This window comes from Stieleria sp., assembly GCF_041595215.1.
Classification (GTDB): Bacteria; Planctomycetota; Planctomycetia; order Pirellulales; family Pirellulaceae; genus Stieleria; species Stieleria magnilauensis.
Genome location: NZ_JBFHKV010000966.1, coordinates 1 through 3,310 on the forward strand (window position 1 = coordinate 1; position 3,310 = coordinate 3,310).

Consider the following 3,310-nt stretch of genomic DNA (forward strand, 5'->3'; position numbering starts at 1 on the left):
GGCGGTCCATCAGCTATCATTCACGCTGCGTCTCCCCCTACCCGCCGATCGCGAGATCCCCATGAAACCGATCGTCTTGGTCGTTGTCCTGATCTTGATTCACGTTCCCGTTGCCGACGGACGTGGTCCGCAGCCCGGGGACCTGTATCGCGAGTTTGCCGTGCACAACGGTGGTGATCGTGATTGGCGTGTCACCGACAAACGGGCGGTGGAGAAATTCGAGCGTGCGAAAGCGCATCTGCCCAACGCGCGGATCGAAATTCGAATCGATGATTTTGAGCATGCGGTCCGGGCCGAAGCGATGTTGGATCGCTGGGGCGGCCATCGCGGCACGGTCAACAAACGGATCCGGTTCAACGACAACGATTGGATTCCGGTTCCCGAGTTGACAGGTTTGCCCGATGGCATCCGCCCCGAGCAGGTGTTCTTTCAAGACAACCCGACGGTCGGCGTACCGCTGGAAGACTTGCGTGAAGGCGTCAACGTTTTCGATGCCGATTGCGATGAAGACGGAGGGTTCGGCTGGGGACAATGGGGGCTGTATTCGATGGTCGTTCGCATTTATTACGACAAAGACGTCAAAGGCGAAAACCATCGGATTGCCGGTCGGATTGTGAGCCCACGAAGGGGCCAGACGCTGGGAGAGAACCCGCAAATCGAGGTCGTCGCCGATGCGGCCATGGGCGTCGGACGGATCGACGTGTTGGCGTCGTACGATGGCTATGATGAAGATGGCGACGGCGAGTTCAACGGCTATCACGAAAGCCATTTCCAGCTCGTCCGCGGTCAGGCCAACGAGATTCGTGATCACGTCGGCACGCTTTGGAAACAGCCCTATCGTTTGAGTTGGCAAACCGCGTGGGTGCCAGATCAAGCACCGGGAAACATTTCGCTCGTCGCTCGGATCCAGGACTCCCGCGGATATTGGTCGGTCACCGAACCGGTCGAACAGCTTTCGTTGCATCGGCCCGACCACAGCGTCCAGCTGTTCGCGGCCGCAGACGTGCCAGAAGACTTCGGGGTCCGCGCGGGAAAAACGAAGTCGTGCACGTTCTTGATTCCCGACTCGGCCCCGATCCACGCGTCAACCGAAGCCGTGCTGCACCTGCGGACCTGGCACGGCTGGGACGGGCACCACGAACCGCTTCGCATCAACGATCATTCGTTTCCCGTCGGCGGCAAGAATCATTTCTATGATTATGACATCCTGGCGTTTCCGCCGAGTGTTTTGAAGCACGGCGTCAACACGTTCACGATCCATAGCGAGACGGAACACCACATGTTGGAGGTGCTTTGGCCGGGACCGGCGATCGCCGTGCGGATGCCGCGGCCGGAGGTCGTGATTAACCAGGGCCGTTACGAGGATCGAGATCATTTTGTGATCGACACTCCGCGTGCGACCTATTGGTTGGACAAGCGATCCGGCGGTCTGTCGCGTTTGATCGATCGCGACGGCAACGATTGGATCGGATTCAAGAAAGAACCTTGGGATCGCTATCCGGCCTCGGCGGCATCGTCCTTTCGTGGGTTGCCGAATCTGTTGTTTCAGGGGGATGAAGGTGGATTTGGGCATCCCGGTTGGGATCGTGGGACCAGCAAACAAGTTGACCCGCGAACCATTGAAACGACGAGCGAAACCGGCACCTGGCGGCTTCGATGGACGTTTCACGCCACCCACGCGGATCTGCAGGTTCAGACCGATGACCCGAAGCGTCCGTTCTGGTTTCTCTACGAAGGCCCGATCGCGGGACGATGGGCTCCCCAGTCACAATACTTTGCCACCGATGTGACGCCGCCGACGCGAACGCCACGCGACTACTTTGCCGGTGACAAACTCTTTGATCGATTCCGCTGGGCATACCTGGGCGACGTGCAAACACCACGTGTTCTTGCGTTTGTCCATCAAACGCCCGACGACGCCCTCGACACGTTCGCCCATCTGGGCAACTCCGACAAAGGACTCCAATCACCTGACGGGATGGTCGTGTTCGGATTCGGTCGCGGAAACAAGGGAATCCAACCGTTGCTCAAGGGTGCTCAATCGTTTCGAATCGGTCTGATAGAATCCGGCGGACAATCCGACACCGAGTATGAAGCACTCCAGCAGCGACTCGAGTCCTGGTAGCTTCACTCGCTTCTGTCACTCGTTTCTGACCGCCGAAATCAACCATGCCGCTGCATCCCCAAGCCCAAGCCTTTGTCGAGACCCTGGCTGAAGAAGACCGTCCGAGTTGGGAAGAACTGGGCGTCGAAAAGGCGCGCGAAGTCTTCTTGACCTTTGAAGAGATGTGTGGCGACGCGCCCGAGTTGGCTCGCGTCGAAGACCACACCTTGCCGTGTGGGCTGCGACTGCGGCTCTATTCCAATCACGCGACGGCGGTGCCCGTGACGATGTTTTTTCACGGCGGCGGATGGGTGCTCGGCAACCTGGACACACACGATGCATTTTGCCGTCGTCTGGCCGACGCGTCGGGATGCGCGGTTGTCGCGGTGGATTATGGATTGTCGCCGGAGAATGCATTTCCGGGGCCGATCGACGATTGTTACCGGGCGACCGAATACGTCGTGCAAAACGCGGATCGATTGAACGTGGATGGGTCACGGTTGGCCGTCGCCGGTGACAGCGCCGGAGGCCACTTGGCCGCGTCGGTTGCGATCAGGTCGCGCGACCAGGGGAATTTCCCGATCGCGCTGCAAGTGTTGCTCTATCCAGTGATCGAACCGAATTTCGAAACGCCATCCTATCGCGAATTTGCCGACGGCTTTGGATTGACACGCGAGAACATGCGATGGTTCTGGAGCCAGTTTTTGGACGGGCAAGCGGGGGCTTCCGAAGCGGCGCCCAGCCAAGCCGCCTCACATGAGCATCTGCCTCCGGCGCTGGTCATCACGGCCGAATACGATGTGTTGCGTGATGAAGGCAACCGATACGCCCAGCTGTTGCAGCGCAGCGGCGTGGAGGTTCAACACCAACAGCACGACGGCATGCTCCACGCGTTTCTGCACTTCGCCGGAATCTTTGACACCGGGATGGAAGTCGGGCAGCAAGTGGCGGCGGAGATCGGACGCCGTTTGCGATGAGTCGATTCAATCGGTCGTCCGAAATCAACGCGATCAGGTCGGCCCGACGAGTATGCGAGTGCGGCACCAAGGGGGCGTCTATTGTTGGCGATATTGGGCGCAGGCCCTCCACTTCACCCACTGATGGCAGCGCGAACACACGGATGACAGGGTGCCAGAAATCCGTGGGTTCGCGCTGCCATCCGTGGTATCAGTTTCAATGGTTGACCCGGTCAACTGCCGAGGTACC

At 59.3% G+C, this 3,310-nt stretch carries 2 protein-coding genes; both read left to right on the forward strand.

Annotation, left to right across the window (positions count from 1 at the left end; genetic code table 11):
* Nucleotides 1-2,125: hypothetical protein (locus ABX749_RS26890; RefSeq protein ID WP_372898728.1), on the forward strand; the 2,125-nt coding region annotated here is incomplete at its 5' end.
* A gap of 44 nt (nucleotides 2,126-2,169) precedes the next feature.
* Nucleotides 2,170-3,081 (forward strand): alpha/beta hydrolase, encoded by a 912-nt coding sequence (locus ABX749_RS26895; RefSeq protein WP_372898729.1) that lies wholly within the window; start codon nucleotides 2,170-2,172, stop codon nucleotides 3,079-3,081.
* Nucleotides 3,082-3,310: the final 229 nt, after the last annotated feature.